At 66.7% G+C, this 14,499-nt stretch carries 12 protein-coding genes; 6 read left to right on the plus strand and 6 right to left on the minus strand.

Annotated features, from left to right (window positions below; genetic code table 11):
- Window positions 1-26 precede the first annotated feature (26 nt).
- The 5 genes from RF701_RS04710 to RF701_RS04730 all read left to right on the plus strand — a co-directional run bounded on the left by RF701_RS04710 (window position 27) and on the right by RF701_RS04730 (window position 6,715).
- Complete coding sequence (locus tag RF701_RS04710) at window positions 27-1,253, plus strand: serine hydrolase domain-containing protein (RefSeq protein ID WP_374758592.1); 1,227 nt, start codon at window positions 27-29, stop codon at window positions 1,251-1,253.
- Between the two features lie 25 nt (window positions 1,254-1,278).
- On the plus strand, window positions 1,279-3,291 hold the full coding sequence (locus RF701_RS04715) for a 3-hydroxyacyl-CoA dehydrogenase NAD-binding domain-containing protein (RefSeq protein WP_308814240.1): 2,013 nt from the start codon (window positions 1,279-1,281) through the stop codon (window positions 3,289-3,291).
- A 56-nt stretch (window positions 3,292-3,347) separates the two neighbouring features.
- The gene (locus RF701_RS04720) at window positions 3,348-4,535 is read left to right on the plus strand and encodes an acyl-CoA dehydrogenase family protein (protein WP_246848255.1); all 1,188 of its coding nucleotides are present in this window, start codon (window positions 3,348-3,350) and stop codon (window positions 4,533-4,535) included.
- Between the two features lie 135 nt (window positions 4,536-4,670).
- Window positions 4,671-5,798 (plus strand): acyl-CoA dehydrogenase family protein, encoded by a 1,128-nt coding sequence (locus tag RF701_RS04725; protein ID WP_210358426.1) that lies wholly within the window; start codon window positions 4,671-4,673, stop codon window positions 5,796-5,798.
- Window positions 5,798-6,715, plus strand: a complete 918-nt coding sequence (locus RF701_RS04730; protein ID WP_308814241.1) for an acyl-CoA thioesterase II — start codon at window positions 5,798-5,800, stop codon at window positions 6,713-6,715. The genes RF701_RS04725 and RF701_RS04730 overlap by 1 nt, the downstream gene beginning before the upstream one ends.
- A gap of 10 nt (window positions 6,716-6,725) precedes the next feature.
- Here the strand turns inward: RF701_RS04730 and RF701_RS04735 are convergent, their stop codons facing one another.
- From RF701_RS04735 to RF701_RS04760, 6 genes are all read right to left on the minus strand, one after another.
- The gene (locus tag RF701_RS04735) at window positions 6,726-7,838 is read right to left on the minus strand and encodes a hypothetical protein (protein WP_308814242.1); all 1,113 of its coding nucleotides are present in this window, start codon (window positions 7,836-7,838) and stop codon (window positions 6,726-6,728) included.
- Window positions 7,839-7,874: 36 nt separating this feature from the next.
- The gene (locus RF701_RS04740) at window positions 7,875-8,675 is read right to left on the minus strand and encodes an SDR family oxidoreductase (RefSeq protein ID WP_308814243.1); all 801 of its coding nucleotides are present in this window, start codon (window positions 8,673-8,675) and stop codon (window positions 7,875-7,877) included.
- Window positions 8,675-9,436: an SDR family oxidoreductase gene (locus tag RF701_RS04745; RefSeq protein ID WP_210358423.1), complete on the minus strand. Its 762-nt coding sequence runs from the start codon at window positions 9,434-9,436 to the stop codon at window positions 8,675-8,677. The genes RF701_RS04740 and RF701_RS04745 overlap by 1 nt, the downstream gene beginning before the upstream one ends.
- An 82-nt stretch (window positions 9,437-9,518) precedes the next feature.
- Window positions 9,519-10,571: a phosphotransferase family protein gene (locus tag RF701_RS04750; RefSeq protein ID WP_210358422.1), complete on the minus strand. Its 1,053-nt coding sequence runs from the start codon at window positions 10,569-10,571 to the stop codon at window positions 9,519-9,521.
- Window positions 10,572-10,590: 19 nt separating this feature from the next.
- Entirely contained in the window at window positions 10,591-11,685 is a 1,095-nt protein-coding gene (locus tag RF701_RS04755; RefSeq protein WP_210358421.1) for a Zn-dependent alcohol dehydrogenase, read from the minus strand.
- A gap of 105 nt (window positions 11,686-11,790) precedes the next feature.
- A complete protein-coding gene (locus RF701_RS04760) occupies window positions 11,791-13,053 on the minus strand; it encodes an acyl-CoA dehydrogenase family protein (RefSeq protein WP_308814244.1) in 1,263 nt (420 codons plus the stop codon).
- A 155-nt stretch (window positions 13,054-13,208) separates the two neighbouring features.
- Here RF701_RS04760 and RF701_RS04765 point away from each other — a divergent pair, with 155 nt between their 5' ends.
- A complete protein-coding gene (locus RF701_RS04765) occupies window positions 13,209-14,462 on the plus strand; it encodes a TetR/AcrR family transcriptional regulator (RefSeq protein WP_210358420.1) in 1,254 nt (417 codons plus the stop codon).
- Window positions 14,463-14,499: the final 37 nt, after the last annotated feature.

Below are 14,499 nucleotides of genomic sequence, written 5' to 3' on the forward strand. Positions count from 1 at the left end.
GTCCAGCTTCGAAATCAGGGTATGGGATGAGGATGATCAGCGAGAGCCCAGCGATGCATGGCTTCGACCCCGCTCGGCTGGCGGCGATCGACGCCTTCATCGCTGACCGCTATCTGGCGTCCGGCCGCCTGCCCCACGCGCAGCTCCTGATCGCCCGCGATGGGAAGATCGTTCACTTCTCGCATCAGGGCGCGGCGCGGGAGGGCGGCGCGGCGGTCGACGAGAGATCGCTGTTCCGCATCGCCTCGATGACCAAGCCGATCACGTCGCTCGCGTTCATGATGCTCGTCGAGGAGGGCAAGGTGGCGGTCGATACACCGGTCCACCACGTCCTCCCCGAGTTCAAGACCATCGGTGTCTACAATGGCGGTGGCGGTGGCGTGCCGTTCCTGACCCGGCCGACGGCCGAGCCGATGCGCATGCTCGACCTGCTGCGCCACACCGCCGGCCTGACCTATGGGTTCCAGAACCGATCGAACATCGACGCGGCCTATCGCGAGGGACGGATCGAAAGCTGGCACGGCAATCTGGATCTCGACGGTTTCGTCGCCGCGCTCGCGCAGCTTCCGCTTGAATTCTCCCCCGGGGAAGCGTGGAACTACTCGGTCGCCACGGACGCGCTGGGTGCCGTGATCGAGCGAGTATCAGGGCAGACGCTCGATGTCTTCTTTCACGACCGGATCTTCGCCCCGCTCGGCATGCACGACACCTTCTTCCAGGTGCCGGATGACAAGCTGGGCAGGCTGACGGATTGCTGGACGTTCGTCGAGGGCAAGGGCCGCGTGCTGCACGACCGCGGCAGCGCTAGCGCCTGGAGCCGTCGGCCGAAGCTCCTGTCGGGTGGCGGCGGCCTGGTTTCGACCGCACTGGATTACCATCGCTTCTGCCGCCTCTGCGAAAATGGCGGCACGCTGGACGGCGCCCGCCTTGTCAGCCGCAAGACGCTCGATCTCATGACGATGAATCACCTGCCGGGCGGGAAGGACCTGTCGAGCCTGTCGCGGTCGCTGTTTAGCGAGACGCAGAATGCAGGCACGGGGTTCGGCCTCGGTTTCGCCGTGACGCAGGATGTCGCGCGAACGATGATGCCGGGATCGAAGGGGGAATATTACTGGGGCGGCATGTTCTCGACCGCCTTCTTCATCGACCCGGTCGAGCGGCTGCATATGGTGTTCATGACCCAACTGAGCCCGTCCGGCCTGTACCCGATCCGGCGTGAACTCAAGACGATGATCTACGCCGCTCTCAACTGATTCAAGACCTTCTGGAGCCTTTGCCATGTCCTCGCCGATCCGCACCGAACGCCACGACGACGTCCTCCTCGTCATCTCCGACAACCCGCCGGTCAACGCACTGGGCGCTGCGGTACGACAGGGCCTGGAAGCCGCGATCAAGGAGGGCGAGGCGGACGGTTCGATCACGGCGATGGTGATTCGCTGCGACGGCCGCACCTTCTTCGCCGGTGCCGACATCACCGAGTTCGGCAAGCCTCCCGTCGAGCCGATGTTGCCGGCGGTGGTCGATATGATCGAGGCATGCACCAAGCCCGTGGTCGCGGCTATCCACGGCACCGCCCTCGGCGGCGGCTGCGAGGTGGCGCTCGGCTGCCACTATCGCGTCGCGGTGCCGTCCGCGAAGCTCGGTACGCCGGAGGTGAAGCTGGGCCTGCTGCCGGGCGCAGGCGGCACGCAGCGGCTGCCTCGGCTGGCCGGCGTGCCGCTCGCGCTCGAGATGACGGCAAAGGGCGATCCGATCTCCGCGAAGAAGGCCGAAGCCGCCGGGCTGATCGACAAGATCGTCGGCGAAGACAGCCTGGAGGCGGACGCTATCGCCTTCGCCCGCGAAGTCGCCGCCAAGCGTCCGATCCCGCGCGCCTCCGACAAGAGCGCACAGGCCGATCCCGCCGCCGTCGAAGCGTTTCGTAAGGACAATGCCCGGCGCTTCCGCGGCTTCGAGGCGCCTGCGGCCAATATCGCCTGCGTCGTCAAGGCGACCGAAGTCCCGTTCGCCGAGGGCATCGCATTCGAACGCGCCGAGTTCATGAAACTGATGATGGGCACTCAGTCCGCCGCGCAGCGCCACATCTTCTTCGCGGAGCGCCAGGCGGCCAAGATCGACGACATCCCCGCCAATATCGCACTGCGCCCGATCAGCCGCGTCGGGGTGATCGGCGCGGGGACGATGGGCGGCGGTATTGCAATGAACTTCCTGTCGGCGGGCATCCCCGTGACCATCGTCGAAATGGCACAGGAGGCGCTCGACCGCGGCACCGGCGTCATCCGCAAGAACTACGAAGCCACCGCCGCCAAAGGACGCATGAAGCCGGAGCAGGTCGACGCCGCCATGAACGCGTTGTCGCCGACGCTCGACTTCGAGTCCCTGCGGGAGTGCGACCTGATCATCGAGGCCGTGTACGAGAATATGGACGTGAAGAAGGACATCTTCGCGCGGCTCGACGGCATCGCCAAGGATGGGGCGATTCTAGCCTCCAACACCTCCTACCTCGACATCGACGAGATCGCGGCCTGTACCAAGCGACCCGAAGATGTGGTGGGCATGCACTTCTTCTCGCCTGCCAACGTCATGAAGCTGCTCGAGGTGGTGCGCGGCGCCAAGACGGCGCCCGATGTGCTGGCCACGGTCATGGCCCTGGCCAAAAAGATCAGGAAAATCGCGGTGGTCGCCGGCGTCACCTATGGATTCATCGGCAACCGCATGCTGATGCCGCGGCAGGTCGAGGCGAACAAGCTGCTGCTGGAAGGCGCGACTCCCGAGCAGATCGACCGCGTCCATGTCGCCTTCGGCATGCCGATGGGGCCGTTTCAGATGGCGGACCTGGCGGGTGTCGACATCGGCTGGCACCGCGATCCCAACCGTATCGAGAATATCCGCGACGCATTGGCGGCGGAAGGCCGTTGGGGTCAGAAGAAGCAGGCCGGATTTTATGACTATGACGAGAAGCGGAACCCGACCCCCTCGCCCCGCGTCGCCGAAATCATCCAGGAGTGGCGCGACAAGACGGGGATACCGCAGCACGAGGTCACGGACGAGGAGATCGTCGAGCGGACGCTGTACCCGATGGTCAACGAAGGCGCGCTGATCCTTGAAGAGGGCAAGGCACAACGCGCATCGGATGTCGATGTCGTCTGGATCTATGGCTACGGCTGGCCCGTCTACCGCGGCGGACCGATGTTCTGGGCCAAGACCGAGGGTTATGAAAAGGTCGTCGCGGGCCTGGAAAAGCATGGCTTCGCCGTGGCGCAGAGCCTGAAGAGCGGCACCATCAAGTAAGCCAATCACGTGCCCGTCACCTGCCTAGAGCAGGGTTGACGAAAGGGAACAGGATCATGACCGACCTCGAGAACTTCCGTACCGAAACACGCGCGTGGCTAGATGCGAACTGCCCTCCCGAGATGCGCGAGCCCATCCGTTCCGATGCCGACGTCTGCTGGGGCGGCCGGCGCTACGACCCCTCGGCCAATCCCGCGCAGGCTGAATGGCTGAAGGTCATGGCGGACCGTGGCTGGACCGTTCCGGATTGGCCCAAGGAATATGGCGGCGGCGGCCTTACGGCGGCCGAGACCAAGGTGCTGCGGGAGGAGATGGCGGCGATACGGGCGCGCATCCCGCTCAGTTCGTTCGGGATCTCGATGCTCGGGCCGGCGCTGCTGAAATATGGTAGCGAGGCGCAGAAACTGGAGCATCTACCGAAGATCGCGCGCGGCGAGATCCGCTGGTGCCAGGGCTATTCCGAACCCAATGCGGGCAGCGACCTCGCCGGTCTCGCGACGAGCGCGGAGGATGCCGGCGATCATTATGTGGTCAACGGGCAGAAGGTGTGGACCAGCTACGCGGACAAGGCCGACTGGATCTTCTGCCTGGTGCGCACCAGCAAGGCATCCAAGCAGGGCGGCATCAGCTTCGTTCTGTTCGATATGGAAACGCCGGGGGTTTCGACCAAGCCGATCCTGCTGATCAGCGGTTATTCGCCCTTCTGCGAGACCTTCTTCGACAATGTGAAGGTGCCCAAGGCGAATCGCGTGCATGAGGAGAACAAGGGCTGGGATGTCGCCAAATACCTGCTCGGGCACGAGCGGGAGATGATCAGTGGCATGGGACTGGCAGGCGGCGGCCGCAACCCACTCATTGAGGGCGCCATCGCGACCGTGGGCCTTGATCATGACGGGCGACTCGCGGATCCGGTGCTCCGGAGCCAGATCGCCTTGTTTGAGGTCCGCGCCCGCGCCTTCGGATCGATGAGCGAGCGGTTCATCGACGAACTAAAGGCCGGCCGTGCGCATCCCGCGCAGCCGAGCATGATGAAATACGTCGGGACGGAGCTCAACAAGGATCGCCACGAGCTGATGATGGCGGCGGGTGGATCGGATGCGCTCGAATGGGAAAGCGAGGCCTCCAACCACGGGGCGGGCGCCCGCGCCTGGCTGCGCACCAAGGCCAATTCCATCGAGGGCGGGACCAGCGAGATCCAGCTCAACATCATCGCCAAGCGCATCCTGGAGCTGCCGGGCGCGTAACGACGGCCCCGATTCGGGACCCAAGGGACAGAAGCCGCGCAGCGGCGAACGGCTGAGGGCGGGGTCGCGATCTGTACGCGTCGACCCGCCCTCACCCACCCCCCTCCCGGCAAGGAGGGGGCCAAGGAGAAAACGATGCCTCTCTACCTCAACGACGAACAGACGATGCTGCGCGATACGGCTAGGGAGTTCGTCGCCGAACACGCTCCCGTCTCGCATCTGCGATCCCTGCGCGACGCGGACGATCCCACCGGCTTCTCTCGCGACCTGTGGAAGCAATTCGCCGAGATGGGTTTCACCGGCATCCTCGTCGGCGAAGATCATGGCGGCATGGGCCTCGGTCATGTCGAGGCAGGGGTCGTGCTGGAGGAGATCGGCCGAAACCTGTCGCCATCGCCGTTTCTCGCCACCGCAGTCGCCGCGGTCGAGGCATTGAAGGGCAGCGCGCAGGCGAATGCATGGTTACCGCGTATCGTCGCGGGCGATACCGTCGCGGCATTGGCGATCGATGAGGGGCCCAAGCATCGTTCCTCGATCGCGATGAAGGCGGAGCGGGCGGGCAATGGTTTCCGCTTGTCGGGCACCAAGCAGTTCGTCGCGCATGGCCATGTCGCGGACTTGCTGATCGTGGCGGCCCGCACGTCTGGACGTGCAGACGACGAAGGCGGTGTCACACTGTTCGCCGTGCCGCGCGATGCTGCGGGCCTTTCCGCCACGCCCGAACGACTGACCGATGCCAGCCTTGCGGCCCGGCTGACGTTCGATGGCGTGATGGTGGATGCCGACGCCGTTATCGGGGAGGTCGACGCGGGCCGCGCCCCCTTGGACCGCTTGCTCCGGGCGGGACGGACGGGCGCCGCGGCGGAGCTGATCGGCGTCGGTGGCGGCGCCATGGACATGACCATAGGCTACCTCAAACAGCGCAAGCAGTTCGGCGTGCCGATCGGCGGCTTCCAGGCGCTTCAGCACCGCGCAGCCCACCTCTACAGCGAGATGGAGGTCGCGCGGGCCGCGGTGCTGAAGGCGCAGCAGCTGCTCGATGCCGGCAGCGACGCTGCGGATGAGGCGGTGTCGGTGGCCAAGGCGATGAGCGGGATGGCGACGACGCTTTCCGTTCAGGAGGCGGTGCAGATGCATGGTGGCATCGGCATGACGGATGAGTATGACGTCGGCTTTTACATGAAGCGGGCCCGTGTGCTCGCTGAGATGTTCGGCGACATCGGCTTCCATGCCGACCGCCTGGCAAGGAATGCGGGATATTGATGAACGACGACTCCCTCTCTTCCGATCTCGGGCCGCCCCAGAAGTCGCCCGAGGAACTCGCGGCGATGCTGGTGGCGCTGCTCGATGTCGAGGAGATCGACACCGATCTGTATCGTGGCGCGCGCCAGCCGGGCGGCCGCGGTCGCGTCTTTGGCGGACAGGTCATCGCCCAAGCCCTGCAGGCCGCGCAGCGGTCGGTGGCGGGCAAGGACGCACACTCCCTCCACGCCTATTTCATGCGGCCGGGGGATGAGGATTTCCCGATCATCTTTCGCGTCATCCGCGACTTCGAGGGGCGCAGCTTCGCCACCCGCCGGGTGGTCGCCTTGCAGAAGGGGCAGCCGATCCTCAATCTCGCCGCGTCGTTCCAGGTGCCGGAAGAAGGCTTGCATCACCAGGATGCAATGCCCGACGTGCCCCCACCCGACGCGCTCAAATCCGAACGCGAGCTGCGCCTCGCCATCGCCGACCAGGTGCCGGAGAAGATCCGCGCCTTCTTCCTGCGCCGCCAAAACGCGATCGAGATGCGTCCGCTCTATCCGCGCAGCTGGTTCCAGCCGGAAAAGCGGGAGCCGACCAATGCGGCGTGGTTCCGCGTCGCCGCACCGATCAGCGACGATCCGACGCTTCATCGTGCCGCGCTGGCCTATGCGTCGGACATGGCGTTGATGGCGACGTCGATGATGCCGCACGGCGTCAACTGGCTGATGCCGGACATGCAATGCGCCAGCCTCGACCATGCCCTATGGCTGCACGAACCGTTCCGCGCCGACGACTGGCTGCTCTACGTCACCGACAGCCCCTGGGCTGGGCATGCGCGCGGCATGAACCGAGGCAGCATCTTCACACGTGATGGCCGGCTCGTCGCCAGCGTCGCGCAGGAGGGGCTGATCCGCCAGCGCAGTCCGAAAGTTTGAGCGAGGCCGGTCAGTCGGGTGGCGGCAGCCGATCCGTCCCGGTCAGCAGCACGGCCTCGCCATGCTCGCCGGGCCGGCCCATCCGATAGCGCACGCGCTCGGTGCAGCCGACATAGCCCGGTCCCGGCCGGAAGGTCGCGGCGCGCAGCATGTTTTCGGCGGCAGTGCCGAAGTCCGCGGTCGGCTCCGCGACCTTCGCATGGACGTTGCCGATCTCACCCCAGGGGGCGACATCGTAGGTCACGATCGCCCATCCCTCGATGCTGCGCGCCTGATAATTCGGCGGATAGGCGAAACGCGGTGCCCGATCCCAGACATGGTCCTTCGGACAGGTCGCCGCCGCCGGCCGCCAGTCCTCCTCCATCGGCGGAGCGGGCGCGGGCAGGATCGCTGGCCCCTTGAAGTAGCCATAGGTACAGCCGGTGTGGGCCCCCTTTTCGAAGCGTGAGCGCGCCACTGCCGTGCGTCCGGCGGTGTCGAGCGCGGACGCACCATCGCCACCGATCGTCCGGACCCGGCGAGGCTTGCCACCTGGCGACAGGTCGAACCCTATCATCGTCCAGCTGTGGTATCCGGGCTGATCGGGCAACCGCTTGAAATCCGGGAAGGCGCGCAGCAGCGCGGCGGGGGCGGGATCGCCGCAATCGCCACCGGCGTGGATGCGATCCCACAAGCTGCGCGGAGGATTGCTGCGCGGAGTCATGAAGGTCGCCATGACATCGCCAAGGGGGGCGCTCGACACCGGGGTGAGATCCGGCGTGAAGGTCAGAACGCAGCCGCGCCGTTCCTGGCCTGGCACGAACCGCGCGGCAGCGAGTGCGGGCGCCAGATCGTCGGCATCGGGAATGAAGTCCTTGTTCCGCCTGGTAATGGAAAGCGGCCGACCGGCGGCATCGATCCGGAAGTCGATCGTCAGGGACAGGCGATTGCCGGAGTAATAGACGGTGGTGCGGCGCGGCTCCGCAGCCCGCGCCGGCGCCTGGGGTCCGCCTTCCTTGCACAATACCGGACTTGCCACCCAGTCGAGCAGCCATTCTCCCCTAAGTGGCACCGGCGGCGCGGGCGGCGCGGAAGCGGCGGACTGCACGGCAGCCGCGATGGCAGCGACGAGGATGATGGTCATCACAGCATCCTGCGCGCCAATGGTGACGGCATCAAGTCATACGGCGGTCTTGCCATACTCCTGCCGGGTCACCGGATGGCTGGTCGAAAGTCCCCCGTCTACGACGAGCGCATGGCCGTTGACGTAGCTCGCGGCATCCGAGGCGAGAAAGGCGATGGCCTCCGCCAATTCTTCGGGCTGGGCCCCGCGGCGCAGCGGATTGAGCCGGCCCACGCGGTCGAGCTTGCCGGCGTCGCGGGCATAGTCGAACGTCGGCTGCGTCATGCCCGTCTCCGTCAGTCCGGGACAGACCGCGTTGACCCGGACGTTGCTGCCCGACAGCTGCTGTGCCGATACCTGCGCCAGATTGATGACGCCCGCCTTGGAGGCGGAATAGGCGGGAGAGCCGGCACCCGAACGGAGCCCGGCGACGCTGGCGGTCAGGACGATCGCACCGCCGCCACGCTCGGCGATCCGCGGCGCGGCATGCTTGACGGCAAGAAACGGTCCGATCAGGTTAACGCGGAGCACCTCCGTGATCAGCGCGACGTCGGTATCGAAGAGGTTGGCGAGGCCGCCGGAAATGCCGGCATTGGCGACCATGACGTCCAGGCCGCCGAACCGGTCGCAGGCCAGCGCGATCGCGCGGATCACGTCCTCCTCGCGCCCGGCGTCGATCCGGATCGCCTGCGCCGCGCCGCCAGCCTCCGCGATCAGGGCGGCGGTCTCCTCCGCGCCGTCGGTCATGTCGGCGACGACGACCCGAGCTCCCTCGGCGGCGAAGAGGCGTGCGGCCGCGCGGCCGATCCCGGAGCCGGCACCGGTGACGACGATTGACTTGTCATTAAAGCGCGCCATCAGATCGTCACCCCGCCGTCGACGACGAGCGCCTGCCCGGTCATGTAGCGACTGGCGTCCGAGGCGAGATAGACGATCGCACCCGCGATATCGATGGGATCGCCAAGGCGGCGGAGCGGCGTGTGCCGGCTGGAGCGTGCCTCCGCCTCCGGCGTATCCCAGAGCGCGCGGGCGAAGTCAGTCTTGATCAGGCCAGGCGCGACGCAGTTCACCCGGACATTGTCGGGACCGTATTCCACAGCATAGTTGCGGGCGAGCTGGAAGTCGGCCGCCTTGGAGACGTTGTAGGCGCCGATCACGTCCGAGCCCCTGAGCCCGCCGATCGACGAGACGATGACGATCGAGCCTGCGCGACGCTCCCGCATCTCGGGTGCGACCATCTGGATCAGCCAGTGGTTGGAGAGGATGTTGTTGTCGAGGATCTTGCGGAACTGGTCGTCGGCGATGCCGGCGAGCGGCCCGTAATAGGGGTTGGAGGCGGCGTTGCAGACCAGCACGTCGATCCGCCCCCAGGCGGCGCGGGTGCGGTCGACCAGCGTCTGGAGCGCGGCCTTGTCGGAGATGCTGGCGGCGATGGCGAGGGCGCGGCCCGGACCGAATTCCGCCTCGATCTCCGCCACCACGGCCTCGCAGGCATCCTGCTTGCGACTGGAGATGACCACCCGCGCGCCCTGGCGGACGAGTTCGATGGCGCTGGCCTTGCCGATGCCGCGGCTGGAGCCGGTGACGATCGCGACCTTGTCGGTCAGGTCGAACAACATAGGGCTTGACTTTCTTGAAAGGTCACAAAGGTCACGGTATTTACAGCGAATCGTATCTAAGACCTGATGGTAGAAAACCCCATCAAGCGCCCGCCTGCTCTGCAAAATGCCAACTTGCCGCCGCAAGACGATAGACCTGCGCCGCGGAGCGTTCCGCCTGCGCGCTGGACGCGGTGCCGTCGACGATCCGCTTCTTGATCCCCTGCACGATGCCGGTGAGGCGGAAGAGGTTATAGGCGAAATACCAATTGAGGTCGGGGACGCCGTCACGCCCCGTCGCCGCGCAATAGCGCGCGACCATGTCTTCGATCGTGGGGATGCCGGTTTCCGGACCGGTCTGCCCCTTCACCCCCGAACGCCCCTCCGGCTCGGTCACCCAGCTCATGAGAAAATAGGAGAAGTCCGCGAGCGGATCGCCGAGCGTCGACAATTCCCAGTCCAGCACCGCGACCACCCGCGGCTCCGTCGCGTGGAAGATCATGTTGTCGATGCGATAGTCGCCGTGCACGATCGACGTGCGCGTCTGGTCGGGCACGGTCCGGGGCAGCCACGCGATCAGCCGCTCGACCTCCGGCATGGTCTCCGTCTCGCTGGCGCGGTACTGCCGCGTCCAGCGTTCGACCTGGCGGGCGAAGTAATTGCCGGGCTTGCCATAGTCGCCGAGGCCCGCCGCCTGGTAGTCGGTAGTATGGAGCGCGGCGAGCGTATCGACCATCGCATTGTAGACGCCGGTGCGCTGATCCGGCGTATAGCCCGGCAGCGTCCCGTCCCACAGATTGCGCCCCTCCACCAGCGCCATGACGTAGAAGACCGCGCCGATGACGTCTTCGTCCTCGCACAGCCCATAAGGGCGGGCGACAGGGAAGCCGGTGGGGTAAAGACCCGCGATCAAGCGATATTCGCGGTCCACCGCATGGGCGGACGGCAGCAGCTTGCCGAAGGGCTTGCGACGCAGGACATAGGCGCCCGACGGGCTGTCGAGCCGATAGGTCGGATTGGACTGGCCGCCAGCGAACTTGGCGTAGCGGAGCGGGCCGGTGAAGCCGGCGACGTTCGCCTCCATCCACGCGGACAGTCGGTCGAGGTCGAGGCGATCCTTGTCCGCCACGGGGATGATGCTGGGTGCTTCGGTCATACGTCGGGTCCGGGGCGGGTCAGTCGAAGACGATGACGCTGCGGGTCGCGTCGCCGCGGCGCAGTTCGTCGAAGGCATGGTTGATGCGGTCGAGCGGCAGGCGATCGGCGATGATCGTATCGAGGTCGAGCAGCCCACGCTGATAGAAATCCACCAGCCGGGGGATGTCGACGGGGAACCGGTTGTAGCCCATGAAGCCGCCCTGCAGCGTCTTGCCCGACAGGAGATCGATCGCCGACAGTCCGACGGATTCCGTCGGCGGCAGCATGCCGAGGATCGTCGCGGTACCGCCACGCCGAAGCACCTTGACCGCCGTGGCGGCCGATTGCGGGCGGCCGACGGCCTCGATGGCGTGATGGACGCCGCCCTTCGTAATCGCGACGACCTCGTCCGCCGCGGTATCGCTCGTCGCGTCGATCGTGTGCGTCGCACCGAGCGTCTCGGCGACCGCGCGCTTTTCCGCGACGGGGTCGAGCGCGATGATCTTGCCGGCGCCCGCGATCTTCGCGGCGTTGACGGCGGCAAGGCCGATGCCGCCGCAGCCGACGATGCACACCGTTTCCCCCGGCGTCACGTCGGCGACATTGAACACCGCGCCCGCCCCCGTCGTCACCGCGCAGCCGATCAGCGCGGCGCGGTCGAGCGGCATGTCGCGATCGATCGCGACACAGGCATGTTCGTGCACCAGCATCATCTCGGCATAAGCGGACAGATTGAGCATCTGCGCGATCGGCCGTGCATCCTGGCCGGCGCCGAGCATCAGCCGGGGCGGCGCCCCCTTCGGGCGGCGGACGCTGCTGTCGACACACAGGAACATGCGGCCGGTGACGCAGAATTCGCAATGGCCGCAAAAGGCCGAGAGACAGGTGACGACATGGTCACCGACCCGCACCGTGCGCACCTCGTCACCCACCGCCTCGACGACGCCGGCCGCCTCATGGCCGGGAATGGTGGGCAGCGGATGCGGATAGGTGCCGTCGACGAAATGCAGGTCCGATCGGCAAACCCCGACCGCGTGCGTGCGGATCAGCACCTCGTGCGGGCCCGGCTTGTCGATCGTGACGTCCTCGATGACGAGCGGCGTCCTGGCTTCGTGGAGCACGGCGGCTTTCATGACGATCCCTTTCGCATGGTCGCTTCCCCCCTCACCCTCCCCTTTTGCCGTCTTCGGCGGGAGGGGGCGGCTCGGCCGCCCCGGGGTGAGGCACGCTGTCTTCGCCTACCGGCCGGACCTTTCCAGCGCGATATCGGCGTAGCGCCCGAATTCGTGGCGCGCGATGGCACGGTTGTGCACCTCGTCCGGTCCGTCCGCGAAGCGCAGCGTGCGCACCGCAGCCCAGTCGTGCGCCAGCTTGAAGTCCTGGCTGACGCCGCCGCCGCCATGCGCCTGGATCGCATCGTCGAGGATCTGCAGCGCCATCGTCGGCGCCTGGACCTTGATCATCGCGATCTCGAGCTGCGCGGCCTTGTTGCCCGCCTTGTCCATCATGTCCGCGGCCTTGAGGCAGAGCAGCCGGGTCATCTCGATATCGATGCGCGCGCGGGCGATCCGCTGCTCCCAGACCGAATGGTCGGCGATCCGCTTGCCGAAGGCGACGCGGGTCAGCAGGCGCTTCGCCATCGCCTCGATCGCCTCTTCGGCCACGCCGATCGTGCGCATGCAGTGATGGATGCGCCCCGGGCCGAGCCGGCCCTGCGCGATCTCGAAGCCGCGTCCTTCGCCCAGCAGCATGTTCTCGACGGGCACGCGGACATTGTCGAGCCGGACCTGACCATGGCCGTGCGGCGCATGGTCATAGCCGTAGACGGTCAGCATCCGCTCGATCGTCACGCCGGGCGCATCCATCGGCACCAGGATCATGCTCTGCTGCTGGTGCCGCTTCGCCTCCGTATCGGTCTTGCCCATGACGATCGCGACCTTGCAGCGCGGATCGCCGACGCCGCTCGACCACCATTTGGTGCCGGAGATGACGTAATGGTCGCCGTCGCGCACCATCCGCGTCTCGATATTGGTCGCGTCGGACGAGGCGACGGCGGGCTCGGTCATCAGGAAGGCGGAGCGGATGTCGCCCTGCATCAGCGGGCGCAGCCATGCGTCCTTCTGCGCGCGGGTGCCATAGCGGTGCAGCACCTCCATGTTGCCCGTGTCGGGAGCCGAGCAGTTGAAGCATTCCGAGGCCCAGCCGATCCGCCCCATCTCCTCCGCGCAGAGCGCATATTCGAGGTTGGTGAGTTGTTCGCCCTCGAACGCGAAACTGTCGTCGACCGGCGGCATGCCCGAGTGCGGCGGCATGAAGAAGTTCCACAGACCGGCGGCCTTGGCCTTCGCCTTCACCTCCTCGATCACCGGGATTACCTTCCAGCGGTCGCCGTCATGCTCCTGCGCGTGATAGTCCGCCTGCCGGGGCCGGATCTCCGCCTGGATGAAGGCGCGTACCCGATCCCGGAAATACGTCTCGCGCTCGTTGAGGGTGAAATCCATGAGGCTCCTCGTCCCGCTATCGTTTGGGCAGGTTTATGCCATACCGCATATTCGGTAAAGCCTTCCGCCAGCTTGGTGGGCGAGAAAATACGCGGCGTCCCGGCGTCAGCCAAAAAACACTGTTTCTTCGAAAGTTCGGTTGATACAGTTGCGCGATGACGGACGCGGGGGCGCCCACGCAGGTGGGGATCGGTGAGGAGGAAACGGGCACCAAGCGGTTCCGTGCGAAGCGCGACGCCATATTGGCCGCCGCTGCGGAAGCGATCAACGAACAGAGCGCGAAGGGCATGACCTTCGCCGATGTGGCGCGCCGCGTCGGGCTGAACACGACCAGCGTCACATATTACTTCAAGCGCAAGGAGGACCTCGCGGCGGCGGCGTTCGAGCACACGCTCGACCTGCTGCTCGCGATGCTGGACGACGCGGCCGCCGAAGCATCGCCGCAGGCGCGGGTGCGCCGGTTCCTGGCGCTCAACATGGCGCGCCTCGCGCGCGTGCAGCGCGGCGAGGAACGCGCCATGGCGGTGCTGTCGGACCTGCGCGCGTCGGAAGAGCCAAACCGCACGCGCCTGCTCAATCGCTGGCGCGAGGTCTTTCGGCGCACCCGCGCCCTGTGGGGGCCGGCAGCGAGCCGCGCGCATACCGACCTGTTCGGCGCCCGGGCGCACGTGCTGCTGGAGAATATCTTCTGGTTGCCGGCGTGGCTCGACCGGTACGAGCCAGACCAGTTCGACCGGGTCGAGGCGCGGCTGATGGACGTTTTCGCGGGCGGCATCGCCCAGCCCGACGCCCGCTGGTCGCCGGCGCCGATCGACCTGGCGCATGCCGAGACCGAACCGGGACGCGCCGCCTTCCTGCTTGCGGCGACCCGACTGATCAACGAGCTCGGCTATCGCGGCGCGTCGGTACAGCGGATCGCGGCGGAGCTGAACGTCACCAAGGGCAGCTTCTACCACCATCTGGATGCCAAGGACGATCTGGTCATCGCCTGCTACCGCCGCAGCTTCGACACGATCTCCGATGCGCAGCGGCTGGCCGACGCGGCTGGCGGCAGCCAGTGGCAGCGCCTGTCGAGCACGATCGCGACGCTGCTGGACGTGCAGTTCGCCGAGCGCGCGCCCTTGCTGCGCACGACCGCGCTCAGCGGCCTGCCCGCCGACGTGCGCAGCGCGATGGTCGACCGGTCGAACCGTATCGCCCGCCGCTTCGCGGGCACGATGATGGACGGCATCGCCGAAGGATCGATGCGCGCGGTCGATGCGCTGATCGCCGCACAGGCGTTGATGGCGCTGCAGAATGCGGCGTTCGACATGCGCAAATGGGCCGCGGCGATGCCACGCGATCGCGCGATCGGCGTCTATGCGTCGACGATCCTGTTCGGCATGTTCGACGACCGCGCGATCGACTGACCCCGCCCCGGACCGGGCTGGAGGCGCCTGAGGCCGT

This window comes from Sphingomonas sp. GV3, assembly GCF_031082075.1.
GTDB lineage: Bacteria > Pseudomonadota > Alphaproteobacteria > Sphingomonadales > Sphingomonadaceae > Sphingomonas > Sphingomonas beigongshangi.

Bases quoted from the DNA above. Each gene is read 5' to 3' on its own strand.
- RF701_RS04755 (WP_210358421.1), bottom strand. From the start codon at position 11,685: ATGAAAGCCGCCGTGCTCCACGAAGCCAGGACGCCGCTCGTCATCGAG.
- RF701_RS04735 (WP_308814242.1), bottom strand. From the start codon at position 7,838: ATGACCATCATCCTCGTCGCTGCCATCGCGGCTGCCGTGCAGTCCGCC.
- RF701_RS04715 (WP_308814240.1), top strand. From the start codon at position 1,279: ATGTCCTCGCCGATCCGCACCGAACGCCACGACGACGTCCTCCTCGTC.
- RF701_RS04740 (WP_308814243.1), bottom strand. From the start codon at position 8,675: ATGGCGCGCTTTAATGACAAGTCAATCGTCGTCACCGGTGCCGGCTCC.
- RF701_RS04765 (WP_210358420.1), top strand. From the start codon at position 13,209: ATGACGGACGCGGGGGCGCCCACGCAGGTGGGGATCGGTGAGGAGGAA.
- RF701_RS04730 (WP_308814241.1), top strand. From the start codon at position 5,798: ATGAACGACGACTCCCTCTCTTCCGATCTCGGGCCGCCCCAGAAGTCG.
- RF701_RS04725 (WP_210358426.1), top strand. From the start codon at position 4,671: ATGCCTCTCTACCTCAACGACGAACAGACGATGCTGCGCGATACGGCT.
- RF701_RS04720 (WP_246848255.1), top strand. From the start codon at position 3,348: ATGACCGACCTCGAGAACTTCCGTACCGAAACACGCGCGTGGCTAGAT.
- RF701_RS04745 (WP_210358423.1), bottom strand. From the start codon at position 9,436: ATGTTGTTCGACCTGACCGACAAGGTCGCGATCGTCACCGGCTCCAGC.
- RF701_RS04710 (WP_374758592.1), top strand. From the start codon at position 27: ATGAGGATGATCAGCGAGAGCCCAGCGATGCATGGCTTCGACCCCGCT.
- RF701_RS04760 (WP_308814244.1), bottom strand. From the start codon at position 13,053: ATGGATTTCACCCTCAACGAGCGCGAGACGTATTTCCGGGATCGGGTA.
- RF701_RS04750 (WP_210358422.1), bottom strand. From the start codon at position 10,571: ATGACCGAAGCACCCAGCATCATCCCCGTGGCGGACAAGGATCGCCTC.